This window comes from Flavobacterium nackdongense (assembly GCF_004355225.1).
GTDB lineage: Bacteria > Bacteroidota > Bacteroidia > Flavobacteriales > Flavobacteriaceae > Flavobacterium > Flavobacterium nackdongense.
The window spans coordinates 3,061,906-3,075,683 of record NZ_CP037933.1 but is presented as its reverse complement, the minus strand read 5'-3'; the positions used below and the strand labels follow the sequence as shown (position 1 = coordinate 3,075,683).

The following is a 13,778-nucleotide window of genomic DNA, read 5'->3' as shown; positions in this document are numbered from 1 at the left end:
GTTGTATATATTTACAGAGTTAGCAACAAATGAAAGAAAACACGAATAATGAACTTTAATAGAAAAGATAAAATAGAAATAGCTGAAAATGCAATAAGTTGGATTGTAGTATTTGCTATGTTCGTTTACGGTGGAGCAAAAGTAATACAGTTTGATGGAGCCTCTGAAATTGACAAAACGGTTTCAGAAATGACAGGAATGGAATTGATGTGGGCTTTTTATGGTTATTCTAAATCATACGCAATGACCTTAGGGCTATTTGAAATAGTAGGCGGAACTTTGATTTTGATAAAAAGAAGCAGAATTATAGGATGCTTATTCACAGCAACTATACTAGTAAATGTGATTTTACAAGACATTTTTTTCAAAGTTCATGTTGGTGCTCTAAAAGCTGCAATCTTCTACCTATTACTAATTCTATGTATTTTATGGTTCAATAAAGATAAAGTTATTCAAAGCATCGAGGATTTGCTAATTTTCAGTATATCGGAAGAACCTAAATATAAATTTATAATCAAACTAGTTATAGCTTTTATTTGTTTTGTATTCTTGAGGATAATAGAATACTATTTAACAATGAAATGGTAAAGTTAGTTATTGACAGCTGCTACTATGCTTGTAGAGATTTTTTGTTACAACTCATTCGCTTGCTCACAGTGATTATTAATAATTCTTGTAATCAAATAATTACTATTCTTTTTTTCAAAGAAAATATACCAAGTTGTTCAATTATTGGATTTGTAAAAAATGTAGCTGGAACCGAAGTGTTTTAGGTTTTTAAGAGATACTTTATGAGTGCTTAATTTAATATTCTCTGGAACTGCATCATAAATTTTCAAGACATATTCTTCGGCGGTTTCTATAAAACCAAAATATTCTTTTTTGTATAAAAAACGAACTAAATCATCTAAAAATCTATTACGTGTGGTGTGAAAATAACTTTTATTTTCCCCACCATTCTCTAATTCTTCTAATTGATTCTGCTTTGGCTTCAGCGGGAGTTAATCCATTTTTAAATTCTTCATCAAAATCAAAAGTGGTTCTATCAATACTTTTGAAGTTAATTTTCGAAGTTTCATAAGCCGCAGAAGTTACTTCCGCTTTGCTGATTTTCAAATTTTCATTTTTAGGATTCATAACTTTTGTTTTACGTAACGAATTTACAACTAATCATTTAAAACTTAAATTTTCATTTACAACATTTGAAATTATTACAAAACAACTCAAAAACGAATTTTGCTCATTCTTTATTCTTTCTATTTGTCACGCTGGAAGCGTCTAAATTATGTGGCTCGTGCGCTGAGACGCTTCCAGCGTGACAATTGGAATAGTGTATTGGGCTTCATAAGTAAACAATCAGTATACATGCAAAAATCCTAAACTATCTACTGATAATTTAGGATTTTAATTTTCACTAAACACTAATCTCGAAGCCTCGGAACTGAACACTAATTACTAGCTCCTAACTTTCTGTTCCCATTTCCAGGCACTTGCCATCGCTTCGTCTAAAGTAGATTGTGCTTTCCAACCTAGAACATTGTTGGCTTTATCCGTATTGGCGTAAGCTGAAGTAATATCACCTTCTCTTCGAGCTACGATTTTATAAGGTAGTTTTTGTCCGCTTACTTTCTCGAAAGAATGAATCACTTCTAGAACCGAACTTCCTGTTCCCGTTCCTAGATTGAAGATTTCGACTTTGTCCAAATTCTTTTTATCCAATAAACGTTGCATCGCGATAACATGGGCTTTCGCCAAATCGACTACGTGAATATAATCGCGCACTGCTGTTCCATCCGGGGTGGGATAATCATCGCCGTAAACCGATAATTCTTTTCGTAATCCGAAACCCGTTTGGGTAATGAATGGTACTAAATTTTGAGGAACTCCAATTGGCAATTCACCAATTTCAGCCGACGGATGTGCTCCAATCGGGTTGAAATAACGCAACAAAATCGCATTGATATTGGTCACTTTGGCTGTGTCTGTAATGATCTCTTCTCCAATTTGCTTGGTGTTTCCGTAAGGCGACATTGCAAGTTGAATAGAAGCATCTTCGGTAATTGGCATTTTTTCGGCTTGACCGTAAACCGTGCAAGACGAACTAAAAATAAAGTTGGCTTCCGGCAGTTTTTGTAGTTCTTGAAGCAAATACACCAAAGTATTGATGTTGTTTTCGTAGTACAAAAGCGGATTTCCAACACTTTCGCCAACGGCTTTGGACGCTGCAAAATGGATTACGCCTGAAATATCTTGGTGCTTTTTGAAAAAATCCTGCACTTTGTTTTTCTCGCGCAAATCCAACTTTTCGAAAAGGGGCTTTTTATTGCTGATGGCCACAATTCCGTTTAAAACATTTTCGGATGAATTCGAAAGATCATCTACAATCACTACTTCAAAACCTTGATTTTGCAATTCAACTACAGTATGAGAACCAATAAATCCTAAACCGCCTGTTACTAGTATTTTCATCATTATATTTTTTCTGGTGCTGGCAATTTATAGGCCTGTCTGGCTATCATTAACCATTGTTTTTTTTGTTTTTGCCAAACTTGCATTACTCCTATTTTGGTTTCCTTCTCTACTCCACCATCTTTAGTATGGGATAAATAAATATGTCTCACAATAGCAGTGTTTCCCGCGAATGAAATGGTCTGATTTTGAAATTCTAAAGAAATAACATTGGATTTCTTTTTTACCACATTTTCGATAAACGCCGATTGATTTTCAATATTTCCCCCTGAATGCCCATAAGTTAGACCACTTGAAGTTACTGCAGCTAGTTTTGTTCCGTCGGCGGTCATTAATCCTTGTCGCAATAGTTCTACTTGCGAAGCTACAACTGCTTCTTCTTTATTAGTAGTCCTATCCTGAGCCCATCCCGAGCATTGAAACAAAAGTACAGCGACAATTATCTTACTATATTTCATGAATTACTTATTTTAGAAATTCTAAAACTGAATCAGTAATAAATTGGATTTGTTCATCGTCTAATTCGGTGTGCATTGGCAAGGAAATCACCTCTTTTACCAACTGATTGGTCACCGGAAAATCCTCTTCTTTGTAACGAGGATCAAGATATGCTTTTTGAGAATGCAACGGAATTGGATAATAAATGGCACATGGAATGCCTTTGTCTAGTAAATGTTGCATCAACCCATTTCTGTCGGCATCAATAATTCGTAGGGTGTATTGATGAAAAACGTGGCAATCACAAATATCGCAAATACTAGGTGCAATGATATTTTTATGCCCTTCAAAAGCAGCCGAGTATTTTCTAGCCGCATTTTGACGCGCAGCATTATAGGTATCCAATAAAGGCAATTTAGCATTTAAAACCGCTGCTTGAATACTGTCTAACCTCGAATTGACGCCCACAACATCGTGATGGTACCGTTCGTACATTCCGTGATTAACAATTCCGCGAATAGTATGTGCCAAAGCATCATCGTTGGTGAAAATAGCCCCACCATCGCCATAACAACCTAAATTTTTAGAAGGAAAAAACGAAGTCGCTCCAACGTGTCCAATCACTCCCGCTTTCTTTTTGGTTCCATCCGAAAACTTACAATTTGCACCAATCGCTTGGGCATTATCCTCGATAACATACAGATTGTGTTCGTTAGCAATCGCCATAATTGCTTCCATATTGGCGGCACGGCCAAATAAATGGACAGGAACAATCGCTTTGGTTTTTGGTGTGATCGCTTTTTTGATGGCTTCGATAGAAATATTCATATTCACCATATCAACATCAACCAAAACAGGTGTCAGCTGTAATAAAGCAATCACTTCGACTGTAGCAGCAAAAGTAAAATCGGCTGTTATCACCTCATCACCAGGTTTCAGACCTAATCCCATCATCGCAATTTGCAAAGCATCGGTACCGTTGGCACAAGGGATTACGTGTTTTACATCGAGATATTCTTCGAGATTTTTTTGAAATTGATGAACCTGTGGTCCGTTGATGTACGTATTGCTGTCAAGAACTTCTTGGATCGAAGTGTTTACGGTTTCTTTAATTTTATCATATTGACTTTTTAGGTCAACCATTTGCAATTTTTTCATTTAATCTTGTGTTTAGAGTTCATTCGAAACAAAATTTTACTTCGATTCCTTTCGCTGAGCCTGTTTTAAATTCACAACAAAAATAGGGATTTTAGAAGAATGATTTTATAGATAATTAAAAGAAAACGTATTTTTGCCCAAGAAAATTTTTGATATGCTTTTTATCTACAACTTAATAGTTCAAATTGCGAATTTTTTATTGAAAATCGTCGCTACTTTCAGCCCAAAAATGAAACTTTTTGTCGAAGGTCGCAAGCCTGTTTTTGAAATTTTAGCCTCAAAAATTAGAACCGAAGACAAAACCATTTGGTTCCACGCGGCTTCATTGGGCGAATACGAGCAAGGATTGCCTGTTATCGAAAAAATAAAAGGAAAATTTCCCCATCATAAAATCGTGATTTCATTTTTTTCGCCTTCAGGTTATGAAGTGAGGAAAAACAATACTGTTGCCGATGCCACGGTTTATTTGCCTTTGGATACTCAAAAAAATGCGAAACAATTTTTGAAATTGGTACATCCAGAAATGGTTTTCTTCATCAAATACGAATATTGGCCCAATTATTTGAATGAACTTCGAAAGCTGGAAACCCCAACCTATTTGATTTCGGGAATATTTAGAAAAAACCAAATGTTCTTTAAATGGTATGGCGGTTTTTACAGAAAAGCACTGGAGGCGTTTACTTACTTTTTTGTACAAAATGAAAGTTCCAAAAAATTATTATTGCAATTAGGTAAAACCAATGTGGCCGTTTCGGGCGATACTCGTTTTGACCGAGTGGCAACTATTTTGGAAAAAGACAACTCTTTAGATTTTATCGAAACCTTCAAAAATGATACTTTGACCGTTGTTATTGGAAGTTCTTGGCCAAAAGACGAAAGTTTATTGGTGGATTTCATCAATCAAACCGCTAAAAAAGTCAAGTTTATTATCGCTCCACACAACATCAACAGCGAGCAAATTCAAGAATTGAAAAATGCTATTTCTAAAAAAGCGGTGTTGTTTTCAGAAGTAAGGACCGGTCGCGACCTGTCCCTACAAGATTTCGATGTTTTTATCATCGATACCATCGGAATTCTCACCAAGATTTACAGCTATGCCGATATTGCCTATGTTGGTGGCGGCTTTGGAAATCCTGGTGTTCATAATATTTTGGAACCCGCTACTTTTGGAGTTCCCATAGTTATTGGCCCCAATTTCAGCCATTTTGCCGAAGCTACTGCTTTGGTAAATTTAGAAGGCTGCATTTCTATTGCTAATAAAAATGAACTTACTAAAGTCTTTTCTAATCTAATTTCCGACGAAACGCTCCGACACGAAAAAGGCCATATTTGCAGCACTTTTGTGCAAATGAACAAAGGAGCAACGAACATCATTTTGAATCAAATTTCTTAAAATCAGAATTCGTGCATACTTAAGGATGATTATGAATTTGATGTTCCTACTAAATTAATCGATTTATAACACTCCAAACACTGCGGCCCATTCTGCCGAAAAAGTAAAATGGCTGCTTGTTTAATTGCAAAAAATTACTCTATTGGATGCCAATCAGGAGGTTTTGTCATTGGTACCAAACATAATTTGATAGTCTTAAATTAGACCGAGGATGGGAAATCACCAGGAGTAACCTATGTAATAACTGAACTATCTGTAGAAATAATATGGCCGATGTGCGCTATGTTAGACATTATGGATGAATTTGCAGGAGTCCAAATTTAATCAATGCATTGAAATTGGTTCATCCCAAAAAGTAGAATTCAACAATAAGCAAAACTCACAATTTTTTGATTTTTAATTAAAGAAAACCAAGTATTGAATCCCTGATTTATTTTTATTTCAGACTTATCGCCAATCTGTTTGTAATTCTTCAATAGGCTTTGAAACAAAAATATTTTAAAAAAAATAATGAAAAAATATTTTAACTATTAAAAAATTTATATCTTTGCCCCGAATTAATAATTAACCTTTTATAATTAAGTAAGATGAAAAAAGTACTTTTAAGTTTAGCTGTTGTTGCTGTTTTGACTGTTGTATCATGTAAAAAAGCTGAAGAGGCTCCTGCTGCTGAAGCTGTAGATACTACTGCTGTTGCTGTTGATACTGCTGCTGTTGTAGCTGATACTGCTGCTGCTGCTGTTGATACTGCTGCTGCTGCTGCACCTGCTGCTGCACCTGCTGCTGCACCTGCTAAGTAATTCTAAATTACAGTAAAAAAATAAGCTATTCGCCTTGGCGAATGGCTTTTTTTTGGTCTTATTTGAATTAAATTTCTGCTGGATTCAGATGTGATAAAAACCTACTTATATAAAAAAAAGCCATTCACGACAAGTGTAATGGCTTTTTTGCGAATAGAGTCTATAGTTAAAAAACCTGACTCGCTATTTGATGAATATTATCTGATTTCCCCATCGAATAATAATGCACACAAGGCACACCAAATTCGATTAATTCTTTAGACTGTTGAACGGCAAACTCCACTCCTATTTGACGAACTGCAGCGTTATCTTTAGCTTGTTCGATATCATGAATCAAATCTTGAGGCATATCCAACCAAAAAACTTGTGGCAACAATTGCAAATGACGTTTTACCGCAACTGGCTTGATTCCAGGAATAATTGGAACGGTAATTCCTATAGCACGTGCCGCTTCGACAAATTTGAAATACTTTTGATTATCAAAAAACATTTGCGTTACAACGTAGTCTGCTCCTGCATCGACTTTATCTTTTAGTCTTTTCAAATCGGCTTCCAAACTTGGTGCTTCTATATGTTTTTCAGGATAGCCCGCCACACCAACACAAAAATCAGGCGCATTTTGCATTGGCAAAGTATCGTGCAAAAACTGACCTGCATTCATCGCTTTGATTTGTTTTACCAAATCCACCGCATACCCATTTCCACCTTTGGTAGGTTCGAAATATTTTTCGCCTTTCATTGGATCGCCACGAAGGGCGACCAAATTGTCAATTCCTAAATAATGACAATCGACCAATAAATACTCGGTTTCTTCTTTAGTAAAACCACCGCAAAGTACGTGTGGGATTGCGTCTACGCCATATTTATGTTGAATAGAAGCGCAAATCCCAACCGTTCCCGGCCGCATACGAGTGATTCGACGATCAAAAAGTCCGTCTTTTTCGATATATACATATTCCTCTCTGGAAGTGGTTACATCAATAAATGGCGGCTTAAACTCCATCAAGGGATCGATATTTTGATACAAATCTTTAATATTTGTTCCTTTTTGAGGCGGAACAATTTCGAAAGAAAACAATGGTTTCCCATTGGCGTTTCCAATATGTTGTGTTACTTTCATAGTCAAGCCCCCTAACCCCCGAAGGGGGAATTCCTGATAGAGGGGTCAGGTGTTAATTTCTGTTTTTTTAAGCAGCTCCCATTCCCCCTTCGGGGGTTAGGGGGCTCTAATCTGCTATATTAGGGCTCAACCATTTCATTGCTTTATCGGTCGAAATACTTCGACGTTTGGCGTAATCAACGACTTGGTCTTCTTTGATTTTTCCGAGTCCGAAATACTTGCTTTCTGGATTGCCAAAATAATATCCGGAGACCGATGAAGTGGGCCACATCGCCATACTATCGGTCAGAGTCACTCCGATTTCTTTTTCGACATTCAGCAATTTCCAAATGGTTGGTTTTTCTAAATGGTCGGGACAAGCCGGATAACCTGGCGCTGGACGAATACCACTATACCCTTCTTTGATTAAATCTTGGTTCGATAAATTTTCGTCAGCTGCGTATCCCCAAATTTCTTTTCTAATTTTTAAATGCAAATATTCGGCAAAAGCCTCTGCAAAACGATCGGCTAAAGCTTTGATTAAAATCGAATTATAATCGTCTAAATCTTTTTCGAATTCTGCTACTTTTTCATCCACTCCGAAACCAGTTGTAACGCAAAAACAACCCATAAAATCTTGAATTCCATCATTTTTTGGTGCAATAAAATCCGCCAAGGCAATATTTGGAGCTCCCGCCGTTTTTTGGGATTGTTGCCGCAGAGTTAGAAACTTTTCCAATTCATTTCCTTTATCATCATACACTTGTATATCGTCATCATTGACCTGATTCGCTGGAAAAATACCGTAGATCGCTTTGGCAGTCAACCATTTTTCGGACAAAAGTTGTTGAAGCATTTTCTTAGCGTCAGCAAAAACGATTGTTGCTTGTTCGCCAACAACCTCATCGGTTAAAATAGCTGGATATTTTCCGAACAGCTCCCAAGATTGAAAAAATGGTGTCCAATCGATAAACTCAATTAAATCATTCAAATCTACCTCAATAGATTGTATTCCAATAAAGTTGGGCTTAACGGGCTTGAAACTGTCCCAATCCAATTTTAATTTATTTTTTCGAGCCTCTTCGATAGACAAGAAATTTTTATCTCGACTTCTGCTTAAATAGCCTTCTCGAAGAGCATCATATTCCTCTTTAATACTTTTTTTGTACGCCTCGTTAGTGTCTGCTTGCATCAAATTACTGGCGCCGCCAACCGCTTTAGAAGCATCAGTCGTATGCAAAACAGTATAAGGATATTCGGGCGCAATCTTGACCGCAGTATGCGCTCTAGAAGTAGTCGCTCCACCAACCATCAACGGAATAGTCATTTTATGACGTTTCATTTCCTTGGCCATAAAAACCATTTCATCTAACGAAGGCGTTATCAAACCACTTAATGCGATAATATCGACATTGTGCTTTATGGCTTCCGCAATTATTTTTTCAGGTGGGACCATTACACCCAAATCTATCATTTCAAAATTGTTACAAGCCATTACTACCGAGACAATATTTTTACCAATATCGTGTACATCCCCTTTTACAGTGGCAATAAGTATTTTTCCAGCCGATGATGACCTTCCTACTTTTTCTGCCTCGATAAAAGGCAATAAATAAGCCACCGCTTTTTTCATTACTCGTGCCGATTTTACTACCTGTGGCAAAAACATTTTTCCAGAACCAAACAAATCGCCTACTTGCGACATTCCGGCCATCAAATGGATTTCGATCACATCAATAGCTTTTGCCGAATTAAGCCGCGCCTCTTCGACATCTTGGTCAATAAATTCGTCGGTTCCTTTTACAAGCGAGTAAATTAATCGTTCTTGAAATGTATTATTTCGCCACTCTTGTACTGCTTTATCATTAACTTTTGCATCTCCTTTGAAACTTTCAGCTAAATCTAACAAACGCTCAGTAGCATCATCACGTCGGTCCAAAATTACATCTTCTACGTGATCTAATAAATCTTTTGGAATTTCATCGTAAATAGACAACATCTCAGGATTTACGATGCCCATCGTCATTCCGTTCTTGATGGCGTGGTACAAGAAAACCGAGTGCATCGCTTCACGAACCGTATCATTTCCTCTAAACGAGAACGAAACATTGCTCACTCCACCACTGATGTGTGCGTGTGGCAAATTCTCGCGAACCCATTTGGTTCCCCTGAAGAAATCCAAAGCGTTCAAGCGATGTTCTTCCATTCCTGTTGCTACGGGGAATATGTTCAAATCGAAAATAATATCCTGAGGAGGAAAGTTTACTTTATTGACTAAAATATCATAAGAACGTTGGCAAATTTCAATTCGTCTTTCGTAATTATCGGCTTGACCCACTTCGTCAAAAGCCATAATAATAGCCGCAGCTCCGTAGCGTTTGATCAATTTGGCGTGATGGATAAAAGCTTCTTCGCCCTCTTTCAATGAAATCGAGTTGACCACACATTTTCCTTGCACAACTTTCAAACCGGCTTCAATGATGTCCCATTTCGAGCTGTCAATCATAATCGGCACACGAGAAATATCGGGTTCGGCAGCAATTAAATTCAGAAATTTAGTCATTGCATATTCGCCATCAAGCATTCCTTCATCCATATTGATATCGATGATTTGCGCTCCTCCCTCTACTTGCTCTTTGGCAATGCTCAATGCTTCGTCGTATTTCTCTTCCTTGATTAATCGAAGAAATTTTCTAGAACCGGTAACGTTCGTTCGTTCCCCAATGTTTACAAATACGCTGTCCGGCGTAATGATTAAGGGTTCTAATCCCGATAATACTAAATTTCTTCTTTTTTCTGCTACTGCCATTTTTTTTATTTTCTTTTATTTACAACAACGGATTAAAATCCGTTGCTACAAAATGTGTCGTTCCTACGGAACTTTTGCATTTATTTATAACAATCCTTTCAACGTTTCAGTATCTGGCAGAATATTTTTATAGGCTTCTGGCAAATCATTGTAGGTTTTATAGGTCACCACTCCCATTGGTTTTGAGGTGTCTCTAAATGCAAATTCCACTATTTTATTGTTTTTTTCTTTGCAAAGAATTATTCCAATAGATGGATTTTCATGCGGTTGTTTGACCATTTCGTCCAAAGCCGAAAGATACAAATTCATTTTTCCTACATATTCTGCTTTGAACTTTCCTTTCTTCAATTCGATAGCGACTAGACTTTGAATTTTCCGATTAAAAAACAACAAATCTATAAAATACTCTTCGTCTTCTATAATCAATCGGTGTTGATTTCCGATAAAACTAAATTCAGAACCCAAAGCCATTATGAATTTTTTGATGTTCTGCACAATCGCATTTTCCAAAATACGTTCGTTTGGCTCTTCATCGGCATCTTCAATATTGATGAAATCCAAAAGCATTTCGTCCTTAAATGCCATTAACGCTTTTTGTCTAAAACTATTTTCAGCTAAAGTCGTTTGAAAATTATGCGTTAATTTCCCTTGTCTTTGGTACAAATCTGACTTTAAATGGTGTTTTAAAGTCGTATTATTCCAAAATTCGGTTGCTGTTTTTTGTATATAAAAAACACGTTCTTCTATATTTTCAGTGTTGTTTATTATTGCAATATGATGCGTGAAACCGTTTTTTAAAAACATAGTAACAAACTCATTTTGTAATTCGTCAGTTGGCAACTGACGAATTACAAAACCATCATTCAAATCGTCAGTCAGCAACTGACGATTTGAGTTTTTCAATTCGGCAGACGGTATCTGCCGATTTAATTCCTCCTCCGAAAATTGAAAAAGAGGTTCTTTTTCGTCTATCAAAAAAGGTTGCAAAAATTCCCATCCTTCATAAAAAAGACGCATATTCTTTATATTCGTAGCCGAAAAACCTCTCAAACCGTGCAATTCTTGTTGCAACAAATTCGAAATACTGTCAATAGCTCCTTTTCCCCAATTTTTATTTCGGCTATGGAAGGATACATATTGACCAATTCCAAAATACAACTTGAGTAATTCTTTATTAGCACGCGCAGCAGCTTCGTAACGACTTCGTAAAATCGCTGTTTTTATTTGCTGTACCGCCTGTAAATAATTATTAGCTCCTTGTATTTCCATATTTTTTAATTTTCAACGGAATGAATTCCGTTGCAATTGAAACTCTCATTATTTACAACGGATTAAAATCCGTTACAATTGACATTTTTATTATTCACAACGGAATAAATTTCGTTGCAATTGACATCTTCATCCAACGGATTAAAATCCGTTGCTACAAAATGTGACGTTCCTACGGAACTCTTATGTTGCTTGCGCGAGCGTCACGCTCGTGCCTATTTTATTTTTCAACTATTTTTGTCTGCCTTTATTTGTTTGCACGAGCTAGAAGCTCGCGCTATCTGGGAGTGTCACGCTCGTTCGTATTTTATTTTTTTCAAAATATTTTCCCTGCCTCTGTTTGTGGTCACGAGCGGGACGCTCGCGCTAGCTGGGGAGCTAGGTTACAAATTTACCTTTACTTTCTTTTTATTATAAGCTTTTTTTGATTTCTCATAAAAATATTCCAGATAATCTTTATAAACTCTGTTAAAATCAGGATCTAAATCTTCTGTTTTCAATTTTTTCAAAAGATTTGATTTAAACTTTTTTATTTCTTTTAAAAAATCACCTTTGTTTAAACTTAACAAACTATGAAAATAAATCGGATTGGGATAATAAGGGTTCTGAGTTAAAAAATTATTTTCAGCCGCACCCTTTCCGGAAAAAACTAGCGAAGTATGTGAATCCGAATTCATTTTTAAAGCTAAATTAAAATCATTTTTAAAAAAAACATGAAAAAGAACCTTTCCATACCACATATTATAAATTCTTGGAGTAGTATTAATAGTATCTTTAAAAACGCCATCCTTCGAAATCATAATTTCTTTACCATTCTTGGTTTCAATAACTAGAATATCTTGCATATTATTTATTATTTCCCCCTCAAAGTTCATTACCCTTTTATTTTGAGCATAAAAAAATGCGCTTACGAAGAATGAGAATACAATTATTAATACTTTTTTCATAAAATTTCAATATTATATTATAGACAAAGTAAAGAAAGATTTACAACGTGTACGAATTTCATTATTATCTACATCACCGCCTCTGAAACTCTCGGCTTATAATCCGTCGCAATATCAGCAATCAATTTGATGTGCTCGGGGGTTGTTCCGCAACAACCGCCTATGATATTTACTAAATTATCTTCGAGATAGCTTCGTATTTGCGCTTGCATTTGCTCTGGTGTTTCATCGTATTCTCCAAAGGCGTTTGGCAATCCTGCATTAGGATGTGCAGACACATTGAATGAAGTGTTTTGTGACAAAGTTTGCAAATAAGGTTTCAACAAATCGGCACCCAAAGCGCAATTGAATCCTACGCTCAACAACGGAATATGTGACACGGAAATCAGGAACGCCTCTACCGTTTGTCCTGAAAGGGTTCTTCCTGAAGCATCGGTAATTGTTCCGGAAACCATAATTGGGATATCGATTTTGCGTTCTTCTTTCACTTGTTCGATAGCGAAAAGTGCGGCTTTAGCATTTAAAGTATCGAAAATAGTTTCTACCAAAAGTAAATCTACGCCACCATCAATTAAGGCTTCTACTTGTTGTTTATAGGCAATGCGCAAATCGTCAAAAGTTACGGCTCTGTAACCTGGATCGTTCACGTCTGGCGACATACTTGCCGTTCTATTTGTTGGTCCAATCGAACCGGCTACAAATCGTGGTTTTTCTGGATTTTTTGCCGTGAATTCGTCGGCTACTTCACGAGCTAATTTTGCTGATTCGTAGTTCAATTCATAAACATACTCTTCGAGATGATAATCTGCCATTCCGATAGTCGTTCCCGAGAACGTATTGGTTTCTACAATATCGGCTCCAGCTTCAAAATACAAAGCGTGCACTTCTTTTATCGCTTTGGGTTGGGTAATGGACAATAAATCGTTGTTCCCTTTGAGCGGATGTGGAAAATCCTTGAATTGTTCTCCTCGGAAATCTTCTTCCGAGAAATTATAGCGTTGCAACATCGTTCCCATTGCTCCATCGAGTACGAGAATTCGTTTTTTGATTTCTTCTTGAATGTTTGGCATAACTTATTTTTTATTTTTTCACCGCAAAGTCGCAAGGACGCAAAGGGTTATGTTTTTTTTTAACACATAGAAACATAGTTTTTAATTAAATAATTCCAAGCGTTTCACTTTATATAGCACACATAGCTTTGTGAACCCAAGAATTGGGCTATCCCATTCTTTTTTCTATGTGTCTATGCGTTTAATTTATTTATTTTTAAAAAACAAAACGCAAAGGTGCAAAAGCACATACGCTAATTTTTGATGTTAATCGTTATTGATTAGCCTAAAAATGAACCATTTCAGTGCCATTTAATGCTAAAAAATAATCGGTGCAAAGTAAAGAC

General features: G+C 36.4%; 12 protein-coding genes. 3 read left to right on the top strand and 9 right to left on the bottom strand.

Annotation, left to right across the window (positions count from 1 at the left end; genetic code table 11):
* Nucleotides 1–48 precede the first annotated feature (48 nt).
* Nucleotides 49–588, top strand: coding sequence for a hypothetical protein (locus E1750_RS13120; RefSeq protein ID WP_133277220.1), 540 nt, complete (start codon nucleotides 49–51; stop codon nucleotides 586–588).
* Nucleotides 589–942: 354 nt separating this feature from the next.
* Here the strand turns inward: E1750_RS13120 and E1750_RS13115 are convergent, their stop codons facing one another.
* The 4 genes from E1750_RS13115 to E1750_RS13100 all read right to left on the bottom strand — a co-directional run bounded on the left by E1750_RS13115 (nucleotide 943) and on the right by E1750_RS13100 (nucleotide 4,065).
* Nucleotides 943–1,137: a hypothetical protein gene (locus tag E1750_RS13115; protein WP_133277219.1), complete on the bottom strand. Its 195-nt coding sequence runs from the start codon at nucleotides 1,135–1,137 to the stop codon at nucleotides 943–945.
* A 318-nt stretch (nucleotides 1,138–1,455) separates the two neighbouring features.
* Nucleotides 1,456–2,469: a UDP-glucose 4-epimerase GalE gene (gene galE, locus E1750_RS13110; RefSeq protein ID WP_133278146.1), complete on the bottom strand. Its 1,014-nt coding sequence runs from the start codon at nucleotides 2,467–2,469 to the stop codon at nucleotides 1,456–1,458.
* 2 nt (nucleotides 2,470–2,471) lie between these two features.
* On the bottom strand, nucleotides 2,472–2,927 hold the full coding sequence (locus E1750_RS13105) for a nuclear transport factor 2 family protein (protein WP_133277218.1): 456 nt from the start codon (nucleotides 2,925–2,927) through the stop codon (nucleotides 2,472–2,474).
* A 7-nt stretch (nucleotides 2,928–2,934) separates the two neighbouring features.
* Nucleotides 2,935–4,065, bottom strand: a complete 1,131-nt coding sequence (locus E1750_RS13100; RefSeq protein ID WP_133277217.1) for a DegT/DnrJ/EryC1/StrS family aminotransferase — start codon at nucleotides 4,063–4,065, stop codon at nucleotides 2,935–2,937.
* 154 nt (nucleotides 4,066–4,219) lie between these two features.
* Between E1750_RS13100 and E1750_RS13095 the strand changes: the two genes are divergently transcribed.
* Nucleotides 4,220–5,458, top strand: coding sequence for a 3-deoxy-D-manno-octulosonic acid transferase (locus tag E1750_RS13095; protein ID WP_133277216.1), 1,239 nt, complete (start codon nucleotides 4,220–4,222; stop codon nucleotides 5,456–5,458).
* A gap of 587 nt (nucleotides 5,459–6,045) precedes the next feature.
* Nucleotides 6,046–6,258: a hypothetical protein gene (locus tag E1750_RS13090; protein ID WP_133277215.1), complete on the top strand. Its 213-nt coding sequence runs from the start codon at nucleotides 6,046–6,048 to the stop codon at nucleotides 6,256–6,258.
* 166 nt (nucleotides 6,259–6,424) lie between these two features.
* Here the strand turns inward: E1750_RS13090 and metF are convergent, their stop codons facing one another.
* The 5 genes from metF to E1750_RS13065 all read right to left on the bottom strand — a co-directional run bounded on the left by metF (nucleotide 6,425) and on the right by E1750_RS13065 (nucleotide 13,452).
* Entirely contained in the window at nucleotides 6,425–7,378 is a 954-nt protein-coding gene (gene metF, locus E1750_RS13085; RefSeq protein WP_133277214.1) for a methylenetetrahydrofolate reductase [NAD(P)H], read from the bottom strand.
* A gap of 106 nt (nucleotides 7,379–7,484) precedes the next feature.
* Nucleotides 7,485–10,166 carry a methionine synthase gene (gene metH, locus E1750_RS13080; protein ID WP_133277213.1) on the bottom strand — a complete coding sequence of 894 codons (2,682 nt, stop codon included), beginning with the start codon at nucleotides 10,164–10,166 and terminating at the stop codon, nucleotides 7,485–7,487.
* Between the two features lie 84 nt (nucleotides 10,167–10,250).
* Nucleotides 10,251–11,435 carry a PDDEXK nuclease domain-containing protein gene (locus tag E1750_RS13075; protein ID WP_133277212.1) on the bottom strand — a complete coding sequence of 395 codons (1,185 nt, stop codon included), beginning with the start codon at nucleotides 11,433–11,435 and terminating at the stop codon, nucleotides 10,251–10,253.
* Between the two features lie 383 nt (nucleotides 11,436–11,818).
* Complete coding sequence (locus E1750_RS13070) at nucleotides 11,819–12,382, bottom strand: hypothetical protein (protein WP_133277211.1); 564 nt, start codon at nucleotides 12,380–12,382, stop codon at nucleotides 11,819–11,821.
* A gap of 68 nt (nucleotides 12,383–12,450) precedes the next feature.
* Nucleotides 12,451–13,452, bottom strand: coding sequence for a homocysteine S-methyltransferase family protein (locus E1750_RS13065; protein ID WP_133277210.1), 1,002 nt, complete (start codon nucleotides 13,450–13,452; stop codon nucleotides 12,451–12,453).
* Between the last annotated feature and the right edge of the window lie 326 nt (nucleotides 13,453–13,778).